At 65.9% G+C, this 21934-nt stretch carries 15 protein-coding genes and 1 pseudogene; 11 read left to right on the top strand and 5 right to left on the bottom strand.

From position 1 onward, the window contains the following. Positions 1-104 precede the first annotated feature (104 nt). Positions 105-914: a gamma-glutamyl-gamma-aminobutyrate hydrolase family protein gene (locus RTH46_RS15970; protein WP_153787937.1), complete on the top strand. Its 810-nt coding sequence runs from the start codon at positions 105-107 to the stop codon at positions 912-914. Between the two features lie 516 nt (positions 915-1430). On the opposite strand, the gene RTH46_RS15965 is transcribed toward RTH46_RS15970, so the two are convergent. Both RTH46_RS15965 and RTH46_RS15960 read right to left on the bottom strand, forming a co-directional pair. After that, positions 1431-2432, bottom strand: a complete 1002-nt coding sequence (locus RTH46_RS15965) for an IS110 family transposase (protein ID WP_316906088.1) — start codon at positions 2430-2432, stop codon at positions 1431-1433. A gap of 354 nt (positions 2433-2786) precedes the next feature. Then, complete coding sequence (locus tag RTH46_RS15960) at positions 2787-3422, bottom strand: dTMP kinase (RefSeq protein ID WP_316906087.1); 636 nt, start codon at positions 3420-3422, stop codon at positions 2787-2789. Positions 3423-3631: 209 nt separating this feature from the next. On the opposite strand from RTH46_RS15960, the gene RTH46_RS15955 reads away from it, so the two are divergent. Beyond that, positions 3632-3802, top strand: coding sequence for a hypothetical protein (locus tag RTH46_RS15955; RefSeq protein WP_178125848.1), 171 nt, complete (start codon positions 3632-3634; stop codon positions 3800-3802). Positions 3803-3932: 130 nt separating this feature from the next. After that, complete coding sequence (locus RTH46_RS15950; protein WP_316906086.1) at positions 3933-5219, top strand: OmpP1/FadL family transporter; 1287 nt, start codon at positions 3933-3935, stop codon at positions 5217-5219. Between the two features lie 28 nt (positions 5220-5247). On the opposite strand, the gene aspT is transcribed toward RTH46_RS15950, so the two are convergent. The 3 genes from aspT to RTH46_RS15935 are packed head-to-tail and all read right to left on the bottom strand — an operon-like array spanning position 5248 to position 9651. Then, positions 5248-6933, bottom strand: a complete 1686-nt coding sequence (gene aspT, locus RTH46_RS15945; RefSeq protein WP_316906085.1) for an aspartate-alanine antiporter — start codon at positions 6931-6933, stop codon at positions 5248-5250. Continuing rightward, positions 6930-8546 carry a mechanosensitive ion channel family protein gene (locus RTH46_RS15940; RefSeq protein ID WP_316906084.1) on the bottom strand — a complete coding sequence of 539 codons (1617 nt, stop codon included), beginning with the start codon at positions 8544-8546 and terminating at the stop codon, positions 6930-6932. The genes aspT and RTH46_RS15940 overlap by 4 nt, the downstream gene beginning before the upstream one ends. Before the next feature lie 16 nt (positions 8547-8562). Next, a complete protein-coding gene (locus RTH46_RS15935) occupies positions 8563-9651 on the bottom strand; it encodes an AI-2E family transporter (RefSeq protein WP_316906083.1) in 1089 nt (362 codons plus the stop codon). A 194-nt stretch (positions 9652-9845) separates the two neighbouring features. Between RTH46_RS15935 and wecB the strand changes: the two genes are divergently transcribed. The 8 genes and pseudogenes from wecB (at position 9846) to RTH46_RS15895 (ending at position 21911) form a co-directional block, all read left to right on the top strand. Continuing rightward, positions 9846-10982: a non-hydrolyzing UDP-N-acetylglucosamine 2-epimerase gene (gene wecB, locus RTH46_RS15930; protein ID WP_410478576.1), complete on the top strand. Its 1137-nt coding sequence runs from the start codon at positions 9846-9848 to the stop codon at positions 10980-10982. A 300-nt stretch (positions 10983-11282) separates the two neighbouring features. Then, positions 11283-13463: a hypothetical protein gene (locus RTH46_RS15925; RefSeq protein WP_316906082.1), complete on the top strand. Its 2181-nt coding sequence runs from the start codon at positions 11283-11285 to the stop codon at positions 13461-13463. Between the two features lie 16 nt (positions 13464-13479). Then, positions 13480-15126: pseudogene (locus RTH46_RS15920) on the top strand (glycosyl transferase family protein); the annotation flags it as partial. Between the two features lie 77 nt (positions 15127-15203). After that, complete coding sequence (locus RTH46_RS15915; protein WP_316906081.1) at positions 15204-17960, top strand: NfrA family protein; 2757 nt, start codon at positions 15204-15206, stop codon at positions 17958-17960. A gap of 11 nt (positions 17961-17971) precedes the next feature. Continuing rightward, positions 17972-18964, top strand: coding sequence for an alginate O-acetyltransferase AlgX-related protein (locus RTH46_RS15910; protein WP_316906080.1), 993 nt, complete (start codon positions 17972-17974; stop codon positions 18962-18964). 3 nt (positions 18965-18967) lie between these two features. Further along, positions 18968-20095, top strand: coding sequence for an alginate O-acetyltransferase AlgX-related protein (locus RTH46_RS15905; RefSeq protein WP_316906079.1), 1128 nt, complete (start codon positions 18968-18970; stop codon positions 20093-20095). After that, complete coding sequence (locus tag RTH46_RS15900; RefSeq protein ID WP_316906078.1) at positions 20085-21659, top strand: MBOAT family O-acyltransferase; 1575 nt, start codon at positions 20085-20087, stop codon at positions 21657-21659. The genes RTH46_RS15905 and RTH46_RS15900 overlap by 11 nt, the downstream gene beginning before the upstream one ends. An 18-nt stretch (positions 21660-21677) precedes the next feature. Further along, positions 21678-21911 (top strand): acyl carrier protein, encoded by a 234-nt coding sequence (locus RTH46_RS15895; RefSeq protein WP_153787847.1) that lies wholly within the window; start codon positions 21678-21680, stop codon positions 21909-21911. Positions 21912-21934 lie beyond the last annotated feature (23 nt).

Raw genomic sequence — 21934 nt, 5'->3', positions numbered from 1 at the left:
GCCCCTGAGGCGAGCCGGCAGTGCTCGAGGCTCCAGGCTGCACCCATGGCCCCGGCCGTGCGCCTGCACAACAACGACAGGCAAGACCTGTCCCAAGGTGACATATGTCCAACAGCAACATTGGCAACAAGCAACCTTCCCTGCGCAAACCCGTCGTCCTGATGACCATGGGCAGCCAAGAGCGCAAAGGCCATGACTATCAGGTCATGACCCACAAATACATCACCCCGCTGGTCGAGTTCTCCGGTTGCGTCCCGGTACTGGTCCCCACCTGCTGCGGCAGCGACGACCTAGAGACGTACCTGGACATGGCCGACGGCGTCTACCTGACCGGTGCCGGCAGCAACATCGACCCGGCCCTGTACGGCCAGGAGAACCAGACCCCCGGCAAGGGCCAGGACCAGAACCGCGACCTGTTCGACATCCCGCTGGTCAAGGCGGCTATCAAGCGTGGCCTGCCGATCTTCGGCATCTGCCGTGGCATGCAGGAAATCAACGTGGCCCTGGGCGGCGACATCTACCAGAAGGTCTACGCCGAGCCTGGCTTCAACGACCACCGGGAAAACCCGGAAGATCCGGTCGAAGTGCAATACGCCCCGGTGCATGGGGTGAAGATCAAGCCGGGCAGCTGGCTGCACGACACCCTGGGTACCGACGAGATCCGCGTCAACTCGCTGCACGGCCAGGGCCTGCGCAAACTGGGCGCCGGTATCGAGCCGATTGCCCATGCCGAAGACGGCCTGGTCGAGGCGATCCACGCACCGAGCATTTCGCCCTTCCTGTTCGCGGTGCAGTGGCACCCTGAGTGGCAGGCGGCTAAGAACCCTGACTCGATCAAGATGTTCCAGGCCTTCGGCGACGCGTGCCGCGCCCAGGTCCGCAAGTCACAGGTCAAGCGCCATCAGGCAGCCTGATCCAGCAAAGCTTCGTTAGCTTTGATCGCGGGGCGGCGCAAGGTCGCCCCCGTTTCCTACGGTCACCCTCTGCTGGTCCCAGAACACTTCCCGTGGAAGCGGGCGGCGGGCTTGTGCCTGTCTCCGCGATCTTTTTTTCCTGCCTCCTGCATAGAGATACGATGACTACAAAGTGGTTGTCGTAAGATCTTCTGCGCCTGTGAGATCGAGCGCCGCCCGCGCGGCGCATCGCTGGCAAGTCGCAGCGGCGAACCGCAGCTCCCACATCTATGGTTACCCCCATTTCTGCAATACTGTAGCGAGATGTGCGTGAGTTTGGTTTGCGTCAATCTATACGGCGTCGTGTGGGAGGTCAGTCCCGCGCCTCGATGAAAGTCGCGCCCGACGAGCCTTAATATTTGTTCGGCTTCTGAAGCCGAGTGGGAGCTCAGGTTGATCGCCAGGCCGGTGTACCGTTCACGTCATCTGTGTGCAGCATCGCAAAACCAGGTGGTTACAACTCGTGTGTCCGCAGGGTCAAGCGTTCATCGCGCTTGCCCCTGCATCAAATTCGCTGTGATGTGCGGTGATGGCCCAAGCGATGCGGGCTAGTTTATTGGCGACAGCGCACACCACCAGGTTAGGGTGGTGAGCACGTAGCAAGCCACGCACCCAGTCCGCCAGCTTGCCGGTTTGACGCTCCAGCCCCATCAAATAGACCCTCGCGCACTGGATCAGCAGTCGTCGCTGGTTGCCATCTCCGCGCTTGCTGATTCGCCCCAGGCAAGGCTTACCACCCGTCGTATGTTGCCTGGGAACCAGACCTATGGAGGCTGAGTAATCTCGCCCACAGCGGAACTGCTTGCCGTCCCCCAGTTCCGCAGCCAGGGCGGTAGCGGTGATCGGGCCAATACAAGGTATCGACATCAAACGAGAAGCGAGATCATCGCTAGCGGCCTGGCCATGTACTTCCTTGTCCAGCGCCTTGACCCGATCGTCGAGGTAGCTGAAGTGGGTGTGCAGGTCCAGCAGCAGCTTTTTGATCAGCGGTGAGAACGTGCTGTCGTCCAGCACGATGGGGAGTTCACGGACCGCTTTGAAGCTGGGCGGCAAACTGATCCCAACCTCCAGCAAATACGCGTGGATGCGGTTCATGGTTGCGGTACGGTCCCTGATGAAGCTGTCACGCAATGAGTTGAGCATCGCCAACGCCTGCTGGGCTTCCGTTTTGGGCTGCACGAAGCGCATTTGGTCACGAGTTGCCGCCTCGCCGATTGCGGCAGCATCGGCGAAGTCGTTCTTGTTGCTCTTCACGTAAGGGCGAACGAACTGGGCAGGAATGAGCTTGGGCGTATGGCCCAGCCTCGTGAGCTCTCGGGCCATGAAATGAGAGCCGCCGCAGGCCTCCATCGCCACCGTGCACGGCGCAAGATTGGCAAGGTGGCGCATGAGCGTTTCACGGTTGAACTTGCGGTGATAAAGCTCATGACCCCGATCATTCTGCGCGTGGACATGGAAGCTTAACTTTCCCAAGTGCACTCCGAATAGGCACCCTGTGAAAGCTTAGGGGCTGACACAGGGTGAGGCGGGGGTAGCCATTTCATTATCTGTTTCGGGCCAGTTACTCCTGCAAGTTCATCACTGTCCGCCTTGTTGGTACGACGCGGTTTCAGCGTGGGCGTTGCCGCCGACCTACATGGCTCAAGGCATGCACCAAGGCAGGCGCCGGTACTTGCACAGGAATAATTGGCCCGAAACAAACTGTGGGAGCTGGCTTGCCAGCGATGCGCCGCGCGGGCGGCGCTCGATCTCGCAGGCGCTGCACCAGTATCGCCATGCACCTGGTCGCCCACATGCGACCCCAAGACAGGCGCCTGGATGTTCGGGCATTAATTACGTACGATACGTAACATTCTGGCGTCCCAGTACGCCACGAATCTCAGCAACCACCTGCGCCGTAGCCGCTTCGATCGCACCTTCGTTACGACACAACACCCAGCCGTTATCCGCCACAGCCCGCTCGAACGCCTGGGTGCAGGCAACCTGCTCTTCCAGCTTATGAATCACCGTACTGCCCAGCCCCCGGGTGCGTGCCGCCGCCCTCGCCCATGAAACGTCTGGATTGGTGACCACCCCAACATGCAGATCCGGCACGCGCACGTCGCGTTCCATGTTCAACCGCAGAATTTCTGCGAACGGAATAGTCCGGCGAAACGCGGCATCGGACGGGTACCAGCGATCAATCAGGATGATGCTGCCTTGCGGCTGCTTGGGCAGCACGTGCTGCGAAATCCAGGCCCGGCTATCCGCCAGGCGCGCGCAAACCTGCAACTCCAGCTCCAGGTTGGGATGCCGCACGAGCCTGTTGACCAGGGCCATCGTTTCCCCCCTGAAGGGATCGCTTTTCTTTTCGCAAAGGCGGATCACCGTGTTGTTGTCGGCCCTGAGCGCTTGAGTGATGGCCTCCAGCAGTGTGGTTTTGCCGGTGCCCTTGGGCCCATCCAGAGAAACGAATAGCGGTCGGTTCATGCTTCACATAACGATTGATTGGGGGGTGGCGCAACTGCGCCGATACTAAAGCGAATCGCCGGACGCGGCTAAACAATATGGGCATAAACGCCATATCTGCGGTGGATGCTGTTTTGCAGACATTGTTTGCAGATATGCCCGCTGCATCAAAACGTGTTGCACGCTATGTTGGTGGCCCTATTCGAACCCAACTGCCATGGAGAGCTGTCATGGTGATGCTCTGCCGCCTCAGTTTGCTGATCCTGGTCGCCGGCACCCTGCTGGGCGATATCGTGGTCGCCAGCGTCGGGTTGGCGGCCCTCTGCGCCGCAGCCGTCTATCACAACGTCCAGCAGGACACCCCAGAAGAAGAGCCTCAAGAGCCTGGTTTCACGGCGTAACAGCAAAACCGCCGACCCCATGAAACCGGCGGATTGCACCAACGCCGTCTAGGCTGGATACGTCAGGGCGGGCGCAACGGCGTCAGGCAGTGCCCTCCACAACGTCCCCAGCCCTGTCAGGACCACGACCATGAGACGACGTCGGTTACTGCCCCTGCTCACCTTGTGCTGCACCACCGCCTCCACCGGCACCGCCCTGGCCGGTGGCATCCTCATCTACGAAGCCGGCCAGGAAGGCAACGGCCTGGCCAACGCCGGCGCCGCCGCACTGGCCAGCGACCCCAGTGTGCTGATGAGCAACCCCGCCGCCATCACCCAGCTCAAGGGCACCCAGGTCAGCGCCAATGCCCAGGTCATCCTCGGCAACATTCGCTTCTCCCGCGACAGCGCCAACCAGTTCGACGGCAACGAAGGCGGCAACGCGCTGCAGTACCTGCCCGGCGCCAGCCTGTTCGTCAGCCACCAGCTCGACGAGCGCGCCACCCTTGGCTTCGGCATGTACGGCAACTTCGGCCTGGCGCTGGACTATGACGATGACTGGGCCGGCCGCTATTTCACCCAGGAAGCGGCGGTGATCGGCGTGTCGTTCCAGCCCACCCTCGCCTACAAGTTCACCGACGACCTGTCGCTGGGCATCGGCCCGCGCATCCTGTACGGCTACTACCGCACCGAGATGGCCATCAACAACAACCTGCTGGGCCTGGCCGACCGGCCGGACGGCCAGCTGGAGTACCAGGACACCGACGTGGGCGTGGGCGTGAACCTTGGCCTGCACTATCGCCTGTCCCCCGCCACCCAGCTGGGCCTGGCCTACACCAGCAAGGTGAAGCTCGAATTCAAGGACAAGCCCCACGTCACCGACGTCAGCAACCCCTTGCTCAATATCGCCTTGCGCCGCCTCGACGTGAGTGAACTGGAGCTGGACATGAACGTGCCGCAGACTGTGCTGCTGAGCATCGCCCATGACCTGGACCCGCAATGGAAGCTGTTGGCCAGCCTCGGCTGGCAGGACTGGAGCGAATTTGGTGATATCGGCGTGGAGGTGGACAGCGATGCCGGCGGCAATGTCAGCCGTAGCGTCGACCGTAAGTACAAGGACACCTGGCACGCCTCCCTCGGCACCCAGTACCAGGCTACCCCGCGCCTGCGCTGGAGCGCCGGGGTCGGCTACGACAGCTCGGCGGTGGACGACAGCGACCGCACCGTCGACAACCCCATGGGCGCCACCTGGCGCCTGGCCACCGGCGTCAACTACCAGCTGCGCGACGGCCTGGACCTGCACCTGGCCTACACCCTGATTTGGATGGGCGACATGGACGTCGAGCAGACCAAGGCCCGCTCGGGCGACAGCCTCTCCGGCAGCTACCGCAACGCCGCCCTGCACATCGTCGGCGGTGGCGCTACCTGGCGTTTCTGAGCGTGCTGTCGTATCGGGTGATAAAGGCTCAGCTGGCGAACGCCACGATAATCGGCCCGCATACCGCCAGCAGCACGTTGGAGATCGCGTAGCAGACCGTGAAGCCGATCACCGGCGTATGGCTGCCGGACATCTCGATGACCTTGTTCATCGAGGCCGCCTCGGTCTGTGCGCCGGCCAGCGCGCCGAGCAGGATCAGCGGGTGCAGGCGCAGCACGTAGCGCCCGAAATACAGGGCCACCAGCGGCGGCAGCAGGGTCACCAGCATGCCCGACACCAGCAGCGCCAAGCCCTGCTCGCGCATGGCCTCCAAGGCCGCCGGCCCCGCCAGCAAGCCCACCACCGCGCCAAACGCGGTCAGGCCGAACTCGGAAAACGCCCATTGCGCCGCCGGGGGCATGCCGCCGATGTCGGGGTGGCGCGAGTTGTACCAGCCGATCAGCAGGCCCATCAGCAGCACCCCGCCACCGACGCCCAGCTCCACCGGGATCATGCCGATGTGGGTCGAAAGCATACCCAGCAGCGCGCCGCCGACCATGCCCAGGCTGTGCACGGCGATGTCCGACTTGTGTGTGCGCTCGCGTATGCGCCCCAATGCGCCCGCCAACGCCTCGATACTGGCCGTGCGCCCGGTCAGGGCAATCACGTCGCCGCGCCGCAGCACGGTATTGGCCAGCAGCGGCAGCTCCAGGCCCTGGCGGCTGACGCTGTCGATGAAGCAGCCCATGCGCCCTGCCCCGGCCAGTTGCTGGCGGATCTGGCGCACGGTCTTGCCATGAAAGGCCCGGGCGGTGAGGACGATATCGGCCGAACGGGTCGGGAATGAAAGTGGCCGCGGGTCGTCGACCTCCGGCCCGACCATCGCCGCCAGGCCCCCGACCGCTTCGCGCAGGGCATAGATACCGAGGATGTCGCCAGCCTGCAGCACCAGGGCGGGATCGCGTTCGAGCACCTGATCGCCGCGCACCACCCGCTCCACGCTCAACGAGGGGTGCAGGCGTTCGATCGCGGCAATGCTCGCGCCGGCCAGCTCCGCGGCCTGCAGGCGATGGGCGCGGACCACGATGCGTGTGTAGGGAATGCTCAGCACCTCGTCCTGGTTGTCGATCCCCAGCTCTGCCTCCAGCGCCCGGGCCGCCTCGCGCAGATCGACCCGCAGCAGCCAGGGGGCGATGGTGCCGACGAACACGATCAGGCCAACGGTGCCGAACAGGTAGGTGATGGCGTAGGCGATGGCCATGTGGCTGTTGAGCTGCGCCTTGTCCGCATCGGCCAGTGGCAGGTGGGCGATGGCACTGCTGGCCGTACCCATGATCGCCGTGTCGGTGAGCGCGCCGGCGCCAAGGCCCGCCGTGAAGCCGGCGTCGAAGTGGAACACCAGGTTCATCAGCAGGATGCTGCCCAGCGCCACCAGGCACAGCACCGCCGAAAATAGCACCAGCTTGAAGGTGCCGGCGTTGAGGCTGCCGAAGAACTCCGGCCCGCTCTTGAAACCGACCGCGTAGATGAACAGCACGAAGAACACCGATTTCAGGGCCTGCGGCACCTCCAGGCCGATCTGGCCGATCAGCAGGCCCATCAGCAGCGCCCCGGCCACAGAGCCCAGGTGGAAGCTGCCCAGCCGCACGCGGCCCAGCAACATGCCCAGGGCGATGGCGAGAAACACTGCGATTTCCGGGCTCGAGCGCAGTGCCGCAAGCAAGAAGTCGATCATCGCTGCGTGTCCTTAGGCTCAACCGCAGGGGCGCTGTACCACTGCTCCTTGGGCACCACCTTGTCCTGCGCGGGGTCCCCCAGGTAGTGCGGCGACATGATCTGCACGCCGTACTCGTTGAACACATCCTGGATATTGGCGTGCAACAGCGTCAGCAGCTCGGCCCGCGGTCGTGGCTCACTGGGCACGGCCTGGGCCACCAGGCGGTATTCGGGGTAGAAGTCCGACAAGGCGGTCTGGAACACTTGCGGGCGGGGTGTGTCGAGCACCCCGTCGGTGCGCCGCGCGGCCTCCAGCAGCATCGCCTCGACCTGGCGCCAGGGCGTGTCGTAGCCGATGGTGACCGTGGTATCGACCACATAGCCCTGGCCCTGCACCACCCGCGAGTAGTTCTTGGTCACCGCGCCGGTAATCATCGAGTTGGGCAGCGTCAGCACCTCGCCCAGCCCGGTGCGGATGGTGGTGGTGAACATGCCCAGCTCGGTCACCGTGCCCTCGTGCTCGCCAATGCGCACGTACTCGCCGGGACGCAGGGTGCGGGTATAGGTGAGGATCAGCCCGGCGGCGGCCTGGCCGACCACACTGGTGGCGCCCAGCGAGATCATCAGGCCGATCAGCACCGACAAGCCCTTGAACGCTTCGGTGTCGGCGCCCGGCAGGTACGGGTAGGCCATGGCCAGGGCGAACAGCCAGATCGCCAGCGAAGTCAGCCGCGTGGTGGGTTGCAGGGTTTCCTGGGTCAGCCAGCTGATCGAGCCCGGCCGCGCCAGGCGCTCGAGCAGGCGCTTGCTGAAGGCGCTGATGCCACGGGCGATGAAGAAGATCAGCAAGGCGATCAACAGGCCCGGGATGGCATCGACAATCCCCGTGAGCACATGGCGCAAGAGCCCCAGCAGGTAAAGGTTGAGGCTTTCACCCCAGGGCCGGGTATAGGGGAAGCGCTGCAGCACGAAGCTCAGCCATTCGTAGGTCAGCAGCAGCACCAGGGTCCAGCGCAGCAGCGCCAGCAGGCGCCGCAGCAGCGGGTACAGGTTGCTGGAATCGACCAGTTGCGTGTGGCCGATGCGCAAGGCGCTGGCGTGCTTGCGCACCCGTTGCGGCAGCCAGGACAGGGCCTTGTGGTGCAGCCACGCACAGAGTTTGACCAGCAGGATGTAGACCAGCGTGGCGGCGGCGCTCAGCCCGGCGGCCATGAGCAGGAAGCGCGGGCTGCGCGCCTGTTGCGCCTCGTCGACCACCTGACGCAGGCGTTGCGCCGCCGCCTCGGCACCCTGGCGGACATTGAGGTCGCTACCGACCATGTCCTTGGGCGAAACAATGAAAGCCCGGCGATCACCGAGCAGCACCAGGAAGCTGTCCTGAATGGCGTCCACGCTGACCGTGCCGGCCTCGCCTTCATCCAGCCGCTCGTTGATGACCGCCTCGGCGCGCCGGGCCCGGGCCGCAGGTGCTTCGCCCAGCAAGGTGGCGTGGAACACCATGATGCTGCGGTTGGCCACCTTGAGTTCGGCAGGCTCGGCCGTCGCGACGACGTCTTGCTCGACGGCCTGGCTGCCCAGGCTGATCAACATCACAGCCAGCAGAAACACGCCTGCGACGATTCGCTTGAGCATGGGCCCCTCCGCTTGATCATCCATTATCCGGATCTGGCGCCGGGCCTTGCTCCACCCACTGCCAGAACAGCATGTAGCCGATGGCCAGGATCACCGGGCCGATGAACAACCCGATGATGCCTTCGGCAACCATGCCCCCCAGCGCACCGATCAGCACCACCGGCATCGGCACATCCACCCCGCGCCCCAGCAGCAGGGGCTTGAGCACGTTGTCGACCATGCCGGCCAGCACGCTGTACACGGCAAACACCACGGCGCCGACGCTGGCGCCCTCGGTAAAGAACACAAAGGCCACCACCGGCAGCGTGATCAGCAACACCGGCAACTGCATGATGCCCAGCAGCAGCACCAGAATGGCCAGCAGGCCGGCGCCGGGGATGCCCATCAGCACGAAACCGAGCCCCACCAGCAGCATCTGGATGAAGGCAATGCCGACCACGCCCTGGGCCACCGCGCGAATGGTCGCGGTGCACAGCTCGGCGATCAGCGGGCCGCGTTCGGCGCCAGAGATGCGCGTGGCGATCTGCACCGCACTGCGCTCGCCGTTATCACCGAAGGCCATGACCACGCCCGACAGGATCAGCGCGCCGATGAACAGCAAAAAGCCGGTGCCGACCCCGGCCAGCTTGCCCAGCACCACCATGCCGATGCCCTTGAGGTGCGGGGTGACGCTCTGGATCAGGCTGGTGGCATCGGTGGCCGCCTGTTGCCAGAAGCCATACAGCGGCGGCCCCACCAGCGGCCAGGTGGCCACCACCGGGTTGGCCTGCGGTACATGCCAGGCCCCGCTCTTGAACAGCTCCATCGCCGCGTGCACCGACGCGGCGATGGAATCGCCCAGCAGGTAGATCGGCACCATCAGGATCAGCAGCGTGACCAGGATGATCAGGCTGGCCGCATGCCCGCTTTTCAAGCCCAGCCTGGCGCGCAAGCGCCCATGCAGTGGGTAGAAAGTGATGGCCAGGATCACCGCCCACAGCATCAGGCTCAGGAACGGGCGGAACACCGCAAAGCAGGTGACCACCAGCGCAGCCACCAGGCCTGCGCGTATCAGCACGTCGAGCAAAGCCCGGGACAGCTTGAGCTCGTTAGGCAAAGGCAACATGGGCCACCTCCTGGTCGGTGGCGGGGCAACGCCCACCACGGGTATCCAGCAGCCTAGTACGGCACCGGCAAGTCGCAAACGGCGACAGGGCGCAGGATAAATTGCGTCTTCTGGCATCAGATCAATGCACTGCAATATCAATCCGGTATCATCCGCGCCATTCAACCGTTCGTTTGATAGTGGAGTCGTGCGTGATGAAAGTTCTGACGTTGTTCGGCACCCGCCCAGAAGCCATCAAGATGGCGCCATTGGTCAGGGCCCTGGCCCGCACCGAGGGTATCGAAAGCATCGTCTGCAGCACCGGCCAGCACCGGCAGATGCTCGACCAGGTCTTGCAGTTGTTTGCCGTGCCGGTGGACCACGACCTCGATGTGATGGTCCCGGGGCAAACCCTCAATGGCCTGTTCGCCCGCCTGATGACCCGTATCGACGCCCTGCTCGACGAACTCAAACCTGATTGCGTGCTGGTGCATGGCGACACCACTACCGCCGCCGCCTGCAGCATGGCGGCCTTCCACCGCGGCATCGCCATCGGCCATGTCGAGGCCGGCCTGCGCACCGGCGACCTGGCCCAGCCCTTCCCCGAGGAAATGAACCGCCGCGTGGTGGACGTGATGGCCCGCTGGCTGTTCGCACCCACCGTCACCTCGCGCAACAACCTGTTGCAGGAGAACCTGCAAGGGCAGATCCACATCACCGGCAACACCGTGATCGATGCCCTGGACCTGATCCTGCAGAAGCTCGACCGCGAACCCGAGATCGGCGAAGGCTTCGCCAGCCGCTACCCATGGCTCGACGCCAGCCGCCGGCTGATACTGGTCACCGGCCACCGCCGGGAGAACTTCGGCGAGGGCTTCCGCCAGATCTGCCAGGCCCTGGGCGAACTGGCCAAGCGCGACGATGTACAGATCGTCTATCCGGTGCACCTCAACCCGCAGGTGCGCGATGTGGTCATGAGCGTGCTGGGCGACAACCCCAACGTGCAGCTGATCGACCCGCTGGACTACCTGGAATTCGTCTGGTTCATGCAACGCGCCCACCTGGTGCTGACCGACTCCGGCGGCGTGCAGGAAGAAGCCCCGCACCTGGGCAAGCCGGTGCTGGTGATGCGCAACACCACCGAGCGCCCGGAAGCCGTGGCCGCCGGTACGGTCAAGCTGGTGGGCACCGACAGCGCTCGGATCGTCCAGGCGGTGCAGGCCATGCTGGATGATCACGCGCTCTATGCCCAGGTGGCGCGCAGCGTCAACCCTTATGGCGACGGCAACGCCAGCGAGCGCATCGTCAATGCCCTGCTGGGCCGCCCGTTCACGCCCTTCCAGGTGCGCTGAACGGCACACAAGCGTCAATAAAACGGCGACGTCATTTCATCTGACGTCGTCGGTCGAATTTTCTTACAAAAAAGCATCAAAATATTGACATAGGCACTTTGATATTAGAGAGTACGCATCCGATGTCTTGACGAAGTGGCATCGCGCTCGAACGACCGTTTGACAGCGTTCGCTTCCCCCCTCGTCACTGATTACCCGTATACCCACGCGAAGACCTGCGCCTTAAAACGCCTGTCGGCGCACACGTTTGCACGCCCGCTGAGCGCTGCCAACGCCACTGAACCTTCAAGGACTAGATCGTTGAGCCACACGACTCGCCGCTTGCAGTTCGCCGTTCTGGGCACTGCCCTTACCTCCCCGCTCCTTGCCCATGCCACCCCTGCCAGCGATGCCCTGCAAGCGCTGATGGCCCAGGACTGGGTGTCACGCAGCGTTTCGCTCAAGGACCTGGGCATCACCAACCCAGTGGTGCTCGACCAGGCCGACAACCGCCAGGCGTTCTTCCTGCCGGTGCCAAAGGGCGTGGCGATCAGCGATGCGCAGATCGAGCTCAAGGGCCAGTTCATCAAAGGTGAAGAACAGCCTGCCACCCTGCGCCTGGCCGTCGATGGCCAGCCCCGCGTGGCCGAGCGCGTCAACCGCGCCGAAGGCGACCTGAGCCGGACCCTGGCAGTGGACAGCGGCAAGCACGCCAGTGGCTTCGTCAGTTTCAGCCTGGACTGGAGCTCGCCGGTTTCGGAGGACTTCTGCGCCCCGCCACGGGCCACCGCCAACGTGCTGACCCTGTCGCCACAGACGCGCCTGAGCTACCGCTACTCGATGTCGGCCCTGGGCAGCCTGGCCGAAGCCTGGAGCAGCCTGCCGGGTGAGCCGGTGATTCTGGTCGCGGGCGGTGCGCTCGAACGCAACAGCTTCGACAGCGCCTGGCGCCTGGGCGTGGCCTTGGAGCGCAGCGCCCGCCGCGCCCAGGTACGTGCCTTGCCGCAAGTCGGCGACAGCGTGTCGCTGACCGGCATCGAGGTGCCGGCGGCCCTGGCTAGAGTCCCGGCCTTCGCCGCCCTGACCGGCCAGGCCAGCCACACCCTGGCCAGCCCGGCCGAGCTGGGTGCCCTGCTGCTGCTCGATGCCCCGGCGATCCGCGCCGACCTGGCCGTCGCCGACAACGCGCTGGTGGCACAGCTCAACACTGCCCTGGACGCCTTGGCGCAACAGCTGCAGGACGACCAGGCCGCCCTCGCCGCCCTGGCGCAATGGCGCAAGCAGAAGGCCAGCCTGGCCACCGGCGCCCTGCCCAGCCAGCAACTGCAACTGCTCAGCCTGGGCCGCCAGGCCCTGGTGGCCGTGGCTGCCGATGCCGGCGCCAAGGCCGCCGGCGTGTTCGACGCGAGCTGGCGCAATGTGCTGGTATCGCGCGAGGCGCAGGTCAAGGACGTGGGTGATGCGCTGCGCAACGATCACGGCCATCTGCGCCTGAGCGCCCTGGGCGGCAACTTCGGCACCTTCGATGTGGTCAGCCGCGGCGAGTGGACTGCCACCTTCCCGCTCAGCGCCGTATCGACCAATGGCCGCATGCCAGGGGAACTCAACCTCGACCTCGCCGCCGCGCCGGGCGCCTCGCCTACCCCGCCGGTCGCCTCGGTGATCTGGAACAACGTGCTGCTCAACGCCGCGCAACTGGATGCCGATGGCAGCCCCGAGCGCTTGAAGGCGCGCATCCCGGGCTACGCCCTGGGCGTCACCAATACCGTGCAGGTGCGCTTCCAGCGCCAACCGAGCTCGCCGAACTGCGCCGAGATCCCCCAGGCCTACCCGGTCAACGTGCTGCCCAGCAGCTACCTGAGCTCGGCTGATGCCGAACCCGACGGCACCTTCATCGGCCTGCTGCCGCTGCTGGCCGGCAAACCCCAGGTGATCGTCGACCAGGCCGTCCTGCAAGCGCCGGTGGCCAACCTGGGCAAACTGATCCGCCTGGCCAGCGCCGCCTCGCTGTCGCCGGTCAACGCCGAGCTGGTGCTGGCCGACGGCAAGGCCGAGGTCGCGCCGTCGCGGCCGTTCCTGGCCGTGGATGTGCAACTGCCGGGCGCCAAGCCGGTGCTGGGCGTCGCCGAGCTGCAACGCCTGCAGGCCCAGGGCAACCAGCAACTGGCCCTCGACCTGCAGGGGCCGCAAGGCCTGGGCACCTTGTCAGTGGTCGATTCCAGCGGCCAGCACGGCGTGCTCTGGAACAGCCTGGGCAACCCGGCCATGGTGCCGCAGGTGCCGTTCCTGCTGACCCAGGGCAATGCCGTGGTGATCGGCGAGCAAGGCCCGTTGACCTGGGTCGACACCACCGACCCGGAACTCAACCTGGCCGGCACGCCGTTCCACCAGTGGCGCAAGCAACTGGTGTGGGCGCTGCCCACCCTGTCCGGCATCGTCCTGCTGCTGGTGCTGCTGGGTGTAGTCGCCCGCCGGCTGCGTCTGAAGCACAAAGGCAAGTAAGCCGGGGTAAGCGCGCATGTTCTCACTCTATTGGCCGTACCTGCTGGCGGAGTATTACCGGGGGCTGGAGATCGTCACCGCCGTCGTCGGTGTACTGATCCTGCTGTCCAGCCTCGATGACCTGTTCATCGATATCTGGTACTGGGTGCGCCAGACGTACCGCAAGCTGCTGATCCGCCGCAAGCGCTACCAGGCGCTGACGGTGGAGCAGCTGCGCGCCAAGCCCGAGCAGCCGCTGGCGATCATGATCCCGGCGTGGCTGGAGTACGACGTGATCGCGCCGATGCTGGAGAACATGGTCGGCTCGCTGGACTACAAGAACTACTACATCTTCGTCGGCACCTACTGCAACGACCAGCGCACCATCGACGAGGTGGAGCGCATGCGCCGGCGTTACAAGCAGTTGATCCGCGTCGAAGTGCCCCATGACGGCCCGACCTGCAAGGCCGACTGCCTGAACTGGATCATCCAGGCGATCTTCGCCCAGGACGCGCGCATGCCCGAGCCCTTCGCCGGGATGATCCTGCACGACAGCGAAGACGTGCTGCACCGCCTGGAACTGCACTACTTCAACTACCTGCTGCCACGCATCGACTTCATCCAGCTGCCGGTCACCTCCCTGGAACGTGACTGGTACGAACTGGTGGCCGGCACCTACATGGACGAGTTCGCCGAATGGCACACCAAGGACCTGGTGGTGCGCGAGAGCATGTCGCGCATGGTGCCCTCGGCCGGCGTCGGCACCTGCTTCTCGCGCAAGGCGCTGCTGGAGCTGTCGGCCGAGACCAACAACCAGCCGTTCAACACCGACACCCTCACCGAGGACTACGACATCGGCGCACGCCTGGCGCGGCGCGGCATGAAGCAGATCTTCGGCAAGTTCCCGGTGGACTACGTGGCCAAGCGCACCACCTGGTTCGGCAACGGCAAGGAAAAGATGGTGGCCGTACACATGCCCCTGGGCGTGCGTGAGTATTTCCCCGACACCTTCCACACCGCCTACCGGCAAAAGGCCCGCTGGACCCTGGGCATCGGCCTGCAAGGCTGGAGCCAGGTGGGCTGGGAAGGCTCGCTGGCGACCAAGTACCTGCTGTTCCGCGACCGCAAGGGCCTGATCACTTCGTTCGTCGCCATCCTCGCCTACGTGTTGCTGTTCCAGCACCTGATCTTCCTGGGGATCAGCGCCACCGGCCACTGGAAAGTGTTCTTCCCGTCGGTGTTCTCGCCCAACAGCCTGCTGCTCGACCTGATGTGGGCCAACACCCTGGCCCTGAGCCTGCGCATCCTGCAGCGCGCGTACTTCGTCGGCCGCCTGTATGGCTGGGAACACGCCCTGCTGTCGGGGCCGCGGATGATCATCGGCAACTTCATCAATGCCATGGCCGCGGCACGCGCCTGGCGGCTGTACCTGGGCTATCTGTTCCTGGGCAAGAAGCTGGTCTGGGACAAGACCATGCACGACTTCCCTTCGGCCGACCAGTTGCACCAGCAGCGCCTGCGCCTTGGCGAACTGCTGCTGTCGTGGCGCGCCATCGACGACGACATCCTGGCCCAGGCCCTCAAGGCCCAGGCCGAAGAACACAAGCCGCTGGGGCAGATCCTGCTCGAGCACGGCTACCTGGATGCGGACACGCTCAACGAGGCCATCCTGTTCCAGCAGGAAAACGGCGAGCCCGCAGCGTCCTTCCCCGAAACCAAGCCCGCTACGGCGGCGAACAAGACCCAGGCTGCCGCACTGACATGACCCCCGCTCGCCCCGCCATCCTGTTGTTCGGTGCCTGGCTTGCCTGCGCCAACCTGCCCACCGCCCTGGCCGCCGAGGTGCCGCTTGAAGGCGTGGCCTGGGAACAAGCCGACCAGGCTTACCGCAGCTACCAGTCGGGGCGCTACCGCGATGCCCTGCAACAGGTGGATGCTGCCCTCAAGCTGCGCCCGGACGTGGCCCGGCTGAACCTGCTCAAGGTCTACACCCTGCAGAAGCTCGGCCGGCGCAATGAAGCCCGCCAGGCGGCGCAAAGCGCGCTCAAGCGCGGCGTGCGTGACCCCGGCCTGCAGGCGGCAGTGACCAACCTGCAGCAAAATGCCCCGGCCGCCAGCGGCCCGGCACCTTCGGCGGCCTACCAGCGCGGCTTCCCGCTGGCGACCAAGGCCTACGCGGCCTACAACGCCGGTGACATGGCCGCCGCCGAGCGCGATGGCGAGCGAGCGTTCCGTACCGACCCAAGCCAGGGCGCCTGGGCCCTGCTCTGGCTCGACAGCCTGGAGGCGCAGCAACGCTGGGCCGATGCCGCCACCGCCGCCGGCACCGCGATCAGCCTGGGCGCCCCCAACACCAGTGACCTGGAAGCCCGCCGCCAGACCCTGAACCGGCGCATGGCCGTGCGCCCGGCCGAGCAGGCCTATCAGGCGCTGATTGCCAACCGCCCCGGCGATGCCGTGCCGCTGGCCCGCGAAGCCGTGCGCCTGGCGCCGGACATCGCCAGCCACCGCCTGCTGCTGGTGACCGTGCTGCTGCTGGACAACCAGCCCGCCGCCGCCGAACAGGCTGCCAACGAAGCGCTCGAAGCCGATGACGAAAGCACCGTGATGCTGGTAATGCGCGGCTACCTGCGCCAGTACCAGGGCAACGCCCAGGCGGCCGGCAGCGACTTCGACAGCGCCCTGGCCCAGGACTGGCTCGACGAAGAGCAGCTGCGCAACGTGCGCCTGATCGCCATCGACGCGGCCCTGGCCGGCGGTGACAAAGCCCGCGCCACGGCCCTGCTGGCACCCATGAACGCCAGCGACGAGGCCGTGGGCAAACGCCAGCAGGCCCTGGCCGATGACCGCGCCCCGGCCACCGCGCTGAACCTGAGCAACTACCCGGCGCCGCGCCAGTCGTGCCAGGACACCCCCTACGGCACCCAGTGCGAACTGCTGCCCGCCGATGCCGGCGGTGCCGCCGGCCCGGCCTCCGAGGCTTATGCCGCCTATGCCCGCCAGGATTACCAGGAAGCGATCGCCCAGGCGCGCAAGGCTGTCGAACAGGACCCGGACAACCTCGAGTTCCAGCGCCTGCTCACCACCGCCCTGGCGGCCGGCACCCCGCAGCAGGCCGCCGAAGCCGAGCAGCGCCTGAGCGACGCCATCGCCCGAACCCCCAGCGATGCCGAGCTGCTGATGCAGCGCGGCTACCTGCGCATGCGCACGGCCCAGCCCGCACGCGCCCGTGAGGACTTCCGCGCCGCCCGCGACACCGGCAAGGCGCCGAAGACCGTGATACTCGACGAGGCCTATGCGCTGTCGGCCATGGGTGAAAAACCGGCCGCCGTTCGCCAGCTCAAGCACGCCATCGACATGGACGATGCCGGCACCCTGCAACTCGATGAACAGCAGCGCCACAACACGCGCAGCGCCATCACCGCCTATGACCGCGAATGGGGTGCCACCGTGACCGCCAGCTACCGCGGCGCGCGCCCGAGCACCACCATCGCCAACGCCGGGCAAAGCTCGGCCGGCGACTCGATCTTCAGTACCGCCGAACTGTACTGGCGGCCCAGCCAGTTCAATGACCAGAACGGCGTGCTGGAAGTGTATGGGCGCCTGAGCAACACCCTGTGGGATGAAGGCGGCAAGTTCCGCTCCAACGGCGCGGTCGATCCCTGCACCAAGCAGGCCCTGGATGGCGGCGGGGTCAGCGATTCGCAGTCGGTGACCGGCTTCCCCAGCACCATCGGTGCCCTGGGCGTGCGCTACACCCTGTCCGACACCGGTTTTACCTTCGGCATCGAGCGGCGCTTCCTGCTGGGCAGCGCCACCCGCGAAGGCACCGCCAACCCGGGCAAGAACACCGATCGCTGCGATTTCCAGACAGCCAGCCAGGCCTCCGGCATGAATGGCGCGCTGCTGCGCTTCAAGCTCAAGGACAGCGCCGGCGGCTGGCTGACCTACGCCACCTATGGCTTCTACCGCGGCACCGAACTGCGTTTCGACGAACGCAGCTGGTGGACCGTGGACGCCTATTCACAACTGGGTTATTCGCTGGAGGACAACCCGGCCAAGTGGACGGTCTATGACGTCGATACCCGGGGCTCGCGTACCGAAGCTCAGGCCCAGGCCGACGGCCGCCTGAAGCGCGAGCAACTGTTCCTCAGCAACGAAATCCGCCTGGGCCGCAGCTACAAGCTGCTGCCGGACGTCGTGCTGTTCCCCCATGTCGTCGGCGCCGCCGACTGGATCTGGCAGAAAGACCAGGCCACCGGGCTGCACGGTGCCACAGGCAGCAACGCGATCATGGCGACGCAACTGGAGGGCCAGAGCTTCTCCCTGACCCGCGACCAGGGCTCCTGGTCCATGGCCGCCGGCCCCGGCGTTGCCCTGCGCTACTACTTCCGCGAAGACCATTACCATACGCCCCGCTCCTACCTGGACTGGACGGCCCAATACCGCTTCGCCGTCGGCGGCGGTGCCTCCGACCGGGCCGAGGGCCTGTTCATGAACCTGACTCTGTCGTATTGAGGACCACTGCCATGCTGCCGTCTTCTGTGCTCACCCGCTCTTTCAAAGGCCTCGCCGCCAGCCTGCTGGCTGCCAGCATCAGCTTTGCCATGCCAGCCCAGGCCGATGACTCGTCGATCGTGCTGCGTGGCAACGACGGCTGGCTGTTCCCTGGCTGGGGCAGCCTGACCGAGGTCGACAGCCGCGGCATCGAAGCTTCCACCGCGCTGATCAAGGACGCCCAGCAGGCCCTGGCCGCGCGCGGCGTGCAGTTGCAGGTGCTGGTGCTGCCCGACAAGACCCGCTTCTACCAGGACAAGCTGCCCGCCGGCAAAGCCCTGAGCCCTGCCGTGCAGCAGCGCTACCAGACCATCCTGGCCAGCCTGCGCAAGGCCGGCATCAGCGCCATCGACGACGAGGCCGTGCTGCGCCAGCTCAAGGACGGCGGCAAGGACGTGTTCTACCGCACCGACCAGCACTGGACCCAGGCCGCCGCCGACGCCACGGCGCAAGCCACCGCCGAGCAGGCCCGCCGCGATGTACCGGCCCTGAAGGGCACTGCCGGCAGCGGCATGCAGCTGGGCAGCGAGTTCAAGGAGCGCCGCTACGGCGACCTGGCCGAGCGTTTCCTCACCCCCGAGCAGCGCAAGCAGACTGGCCGCGAAACCTTCACCGTGCGCCGTCAGGCCGCGGCCAACGGCCTGCTCGATGACGCCCCGGCGCCGCTGCACGTGACCGGCCACAGCATGGTGCAGCCGTACTTCGGCTTCCCGCAGAAACTGTCCAACAGCATCGACCGCCCGGTGTCGGTGAACTGGAAGCCCGGCAACGTCGGCCAGTGGATCATGCTGCTGGAGTACCTGGAGTCGGCCGACTTCAAGCGCAACCCGCCGCAAGTGCTGGTGTGGCAGATGTTCGAACCCACCTACGCCCAGGGCCCCCAGGCCAGCGGCCTGTGGGACAACGCCTCGATCATGAGCGCCGACAGCTGGCGCCAGCGCCTGCGCGCCGCTGCCGGAAAGTGAGCCATGGCTGAACAGGCGACCCCCGTCACCCCTTCGCACCGTGGCTACACCGCCGCGGTGATCGGCCTGTTGCTGCTGGCCCAGGCCTGTGGCCTGTGGCTGCTGTTCAACAGCAAGCTCGATGCCGCGCAGCTGCGCCCGGCGGCCTGGTTCGACGGCGAGGCCGGCAAGGCCCTGGGTGATGCGTTGCAACCGGAGCTTCAGAAAAACGCCGACACCTTGAGTGCGGCGGTGCGCTATCGCCTGCTCGGCGACCTGGGCGACCAGGTGGTGCAGGGTTGCCCGGGCTGGCTGTTCTACCGCGACGGCCTGCGCGCCCAGGCCGGCGTCAGCGGCGCCTATGAAGCACGCCTGCGGCTGATGCAGCACTGGGTCGGGCAACTGCGCAGCCAGGGCCTGCAGGTGCTGCTGGTGGCCGTGCCGGACAAATCCCGTATCGAAAGCCAGGCCCTCTGCGGCCTGCAGCAGTCGCCGCAATTGCAGGCGCGCCTGGGCCAGTGGCAAGCCAGCCTGGCCAGCCAGGGCGTGCCCTATGCCGACCTCGGCGCGGCCCTGGCCCATGGCCCGCAAACCCCGCCACAGTTCTTCCGCACCGATGTGCACCTTAATGCCGACGGTGCCCAGCGCGCCGCCGACGCCGTGGCCGCCAGCGCCCTGGCGCTGCTCGATGGCAAGCGCGACCAGGTGTTCACCAGCTCCCAGGTTGGCGCTGCGCAACCGCGCATGGGTGACCTGATCGTACTGGCGGGCCTTGAGCACGCGTCCAGCGCCTGGCGCCCAGCCGTGGAAGACGAACACCCGCAGCAGATCCAGGTGCAGCGCGGTGGTGGCCTGCTCGACGACACGCCTGAAGTACAGGTGCTGCTGGCGGGCAGCTCCAACGGCCGGCGCAGCGCCTTTGCCGAACGCCTGGGCCGCAACCTTGGCCAGCAGGTGTGGAACCAGAGCCTGGACGGCGGCCAGTTCAGCGGTGCGCTGCTGGCCGCGCTGGGCAAGCGTGAGCGCTGGCCGGCCAGCCTCAAGCTGGTGATCTGGGAATTTTCCGAAAGCGCCCTGTCGCTGCCATTGACCGCCGACGAGCGCACCGTGCTGGCAACGCTACCTGAACCGCAGGCCGACCATGCTCTTTAACTCCTACCTGTTCCTGCTGCTGTTCCTGCCGCTGACCCTGGCCGCCCACTACCTGATCGCCGCCCGCAGCCTGCGCGGCGCCGCGCTGTGGCTGTGCGCGACCTCGATCGTGTTCTACGGCTGGTGGAACCCGCAGTTCGTGCTGCTGCTGATCGGCTCGATCGCCTTCAACTACCTGGTCAGCCTGGCCATCCTCGGCACGGCCGGGCGCTCACGCCTGCAACTGCTGATCACCACGGCCGGGGTCGGCGCCGACATTGCGCTGCTGTTCCACTACAAGTACTTCGTCACCCTGGTGAACTTCGCCCAGGACTGGGGCCTGGCCGGCACCCGCCTGGACGACATCATCCTGCCCCTGGGCATTTCGTTCTTCACCTTCACCCAGATCGGCTACCTGCTCGACTGCCGCGCCGGCATCGTCAAGGAACGCAGCCTGCTCAGCTATGTGCTGTTCGTGACCTTCTTCCCGCACCTGATCGCCGGGCCGATCCTGCACCACAAGGAAATGATGCCGCAGTTCGCCCAGCCGGATAACTACCGGTTCCGTGCCGAGAACCTGAGCGTCGGCGGCATGCTGTTCGTCATCGGCCTGGCCAAGAAGGTGCTGCTGGCCGACCCGATCGCTCCCTATGCCGACGCTGGCTTCGCCGACCCTGGCAGCCTCGGCTTCTGGGCGGCGTGGGGCACCGGTATCGCCTATGCATTGCAGCTGTACTTCGACTTCTCCGGCTATTCGGACATGGCCCTGGGCCTGGCCAAGATGTTCGGCATTCGCTTCCCGCTGAACTTCAACTCGCCGTACAAGGCCAGCAACATCATCGATTTCTGGGCCCGCTGGCACATGACCCTGACCCGCTACCTGACCGCCTACCTGTATTACCCGGTGGCCATGGCGGTGTCGGAGTGGCGCGGCAAGCGCGGGCTGCCGGTCGGCACCCAGGGCGCGGCGACGCCGGGCGGCTTCGCCGCGGCGATTATCCTGCCGACCACCTTCACCATGGGCCTGGCCGGTATCTGGCATGGCGCCGGCCTGCAGTTTTTGATCTTCGGCCTGCTGCATGCCGCTTACCTGTCGATCAACCATGCCTGGCGCATCTTCGTGGTCGGGCGCAACAGCAAGGCCAGCCAGCACCCGCTGAAAGTGGCGGGTTACGTGCTGCTGACCTTCGCGGCGGTGATCGTTGCCCAGGCCTTCTTCCGCGCCGAGTCCACCCATGATGCCGTGCTGCTGATCGAGGGCATGTTCGGCCTGCGTGGCCTGGGCAGCCTGCCCGAGGTACTGTACCCGGCCGGGATCGCCTGGGGTGACGCCTGGCGCCTGCTGGTGGGCCGCCACCTGGAGGCGCTGCACGTACTCGCAGTGCTGGCCGTGGCCTGGTTCCTGCCCAATTCGCAACAGATCATGGGCGGCTTCTCGCCGTCCCTGGCCCGCGCGCAGCTCGACGGCCCGGCCGCGCTGCGCTGGGCGCCGACCCTCAAATGGCTGCTGATCATGGCGCTGCTGCTGGCGCTGTGCCTGATGAACCTGCACAAGGAAGCACGCTTCCTGTACTTCCAATTCTGACTCCGTGGAGTGATTGACATGAGCGAACAAGCCCTCAAGCAACAACTGGCCGAAATCATCGAGAACGTGATCGGCACCCCGGTGGCCCATGACGACCTGCTGATCGAGTCCGGCCTGGTCGATTCGATGACCGCGGTGGACATCGTCATGGCGGTGAAGAATGCCTTCGGCTGCAAAGTACCGGCCACCGAGATCGACGAGCACCTGGAGTCGCTCGACGCCCTCGCCGCCTTCATTCAGAACAACCGCTGAGCCTGCACAGGCCACCGCCCAGG

This window comes from Pseudomonas sp. zfem004 (genome assembly GCF_032621715.1).
In the GTDB taxonomy this organism is placed as follows: Bacteria; Pseudomonadota; Gammaproteobacteria; order Pseudomonadales; family Pseudomonadaceae; genus Aquipseudomonas; species Aquipseudomonas sichuanensis.
The sequence above is the reverse complement of the archived record's forward strand: the minus strand, read 5'-3'. Positions and strand labels throughout refer to the sequence as shown.

Bases quoted from the DNA above. Each gene is read 5' to 3' on its own strand.
- aspT (WP_316906085.1), bottom strand. From the start codon at position 6,933: ATGATCGACTTCTTGCTTGCGGCACTGCGCTCGAGCCCGGAAATCGCA.
- RTH46_RS15960 (WP_316906087.1), bottom strand. From the start codon at position 3,422: ATGAACCGACCGCTATTCGTTTCTCTGGATGGGCCCAAGGGCACCGGC.
- RTH46_RS15910 (WP_316906080.1), top strand. From the start codon at position 17,972: ATGCTGCCGTCTTCTGTGCTCACCCGCTCTTTCAAAGGCCTCGCCGCC.
- RTH46_RS15970 (WP_153787937.1), top strand. From the start codon at position 105: ATGTCCAACAGCAACATTGGCAACAAGCAACCTTCCCTGCGCAAACCC.
- RTH46_RS15940 (WP_316906084.1), bottom strand. From the start codon at position 8,546: ATGCTCAAGCGAATCGTCGCAGGCGTGTTTCTGCTGGCTGTGATGTTG.
- RTH46_RS15895 (WP_153787847.1), top strand. From the start codon at position 21,678: ATGAGCGAACAAGCCCTCAAGCAACAACTGGCCGAAATCATCGAGAAC.
- wecB (WP_410478576.1), top strand. From the start codon at position 9,846: ATGAAAGTTCTGACGTTGTTCGGCACCCGCCCAGAAGCCATCAAGATG.
- RTH46_RS15905 (WP_316906079.1), top strand. From the start codon at position 18,968: ATGGCTGAACAGGCGACCCCCGTCACCCCTTCGCACCGTGGCTACACC.
- RTH46_RS15900 (WP_316906078.1), top strand. From the start codon at position 20,085: ATGCTCTTTAACTCCTACCTGTTCCTGCTGCTGTTCCTGCCGCTGACC.
- RTH46_RS15955 (WP_178125848.1), top strand. From the start codon at position 3,632: ATGGTGATGCTCTGCCGCCTCAGTTTGCTGATCCTGGTCGCCGGCACC.
- RTH46_RS15950 (WP_316906086.1), top strand. From the start codon at position 3,933: ATGAGACGACGTCGGTTACTGCCCCTGCTCACCTTGTGCTGCACCACC.
- RTH46_RS15915 (WP_316906081.1), top strand. From the start codon at position 15,204: ATGACCCCCGCTCGCCCCGCCATCCTGTTGTTCGGTGCCTGGCTTGCC.
- RTH46_RS15935 (WP_316906083.1), bottom strand. From the start codon at position 9,651: ATGTTGCCTTTGCCTAACGAGCTCAAGCTGTCCCGGGCTTTGCTCGAC.